Here is a 253-nt window from a genome sequence, read left to right as displayed (position 1 = left end):
ATCCAGCGCTTCGCCAAGGACCTGCTGGGCGTGGCCGACAATCTGGAGCGCGCCCTGATGGCGGCGCCCAAGGACGCCGACGGCCCCGCCGCCGGACTGGTCACCGGGCTGGAGCTGACCCAGAAGTCCCTGCTCCAGGCGTTCGAGACCAACGGCCTGAAGCGCGTCGCGCCCCAGCCCGGCGACGCCTTCGACCCCCACCTGCACCAGGCCATGATGGAACAGCCTTCGGACACCGTGCCGGGCGGCGCCG

General features: G+C 72.3%; 1 protein-coding gene. It reads left to right on the top strand.

Annotated elements, in window-relative coordinates; genetic code table 11:
* Positions 1-253 (top strand): nucleotide exchange factor GrpE (gene grpE / locus B2U11_RS12430; protein WP_292072103.1); only part of this gene is annotated, 253 nt, incomplete at both ends.

This window comes from Brevundimonas sp. UBA7534 (assembly GCF_002479325.1).
Classification (GTDB): Bacteria; Pseudomonadota; Alphaproteobacteria; order Caulobacterales; family Caulobacteraceae; genus Brevundimonas.
The sequence above is the reverse complement of the archived record's forward strand: the minus strand, read 5'-3'. Positions and strand labels throughout refer to the sequence as shown.